Below are 636 nucleotides of genomic sequence, written 5' to 3' on the forward strand. Positions count from 1 at the left end.
TAAATGGGTGGGGGTGCTTAAGCAAGAGGAGAAGGAGAGAGCACCCCCATAGGTTTAAGCAGCTTTTGCCAAAATCTTTTGCATCTCTTGTTCTATTTCCCCTAAAAAGATTTCGACCGCTTTATTAATCTCTTCAATGTGTTTCTCATCACGGAGGACGCGTTTGATTTTCATTCTCAAACCAGTAGATTTGCCTACAAAGTTTGGATTATAGCTAATGAAATCACACCATTTGCGTCCTGTGCATGCCATTTGGAATTGCATTTGTGCGTGATATTCTGGTTTGATTTCGTCATACATAAAAAAACGAAGATGAGTTGTTGATTGTGGACATTTGACTTCGATTAAACCGTCCTCTCCAATGAACCCATCAGGACTTGCACCCGCCATTTTCATTTTTGGGTGTGGGATAAACCCGCATCTTGTGACTTCTGCGTCATAAATGAATTCATATTCTCTCAAGGCATTCTCTTCATGTTCAATGCCCCATTGCATAGCAGGTGTTGTATAAGATTGGCTTATTCCCTCTATTAAGCGTTCTATCATGAGTTTCGTTTTGTAGTCTTCATATTTGCTTGTAGGCAAACCTTTTGCTGTCTTACTGAGTACGTTGTAAACGTTTGAAGCAGTGACTTT

At 40.1% G+C, this 636-nt stretch carries 1 protein-coding gene; it reads right to left on the reverse strand.

Annotated elements, in window-relative coordinates; all coding sequences use genetic code 11:
• Positions 1–54: 54 nt before the first annotated feature.
• Positions 55–636: lambda exonuclease family protein (locus ACFIKG_RS09730; protein WP_375652245.1), on the reverse strand; the 582-nt coding region annotated here is incomplete at its 5' end.

The sequence above is a fragment of the Bartonella sp. LB28NMGDW genome, from assembly GCF_042194435.1.
GTDB lineage: Bacteria > Pseudomonadota > Alphaproteobacteria > Rhizobiales > Rhizobiaceae > Bartonella > Bartonella grahamii.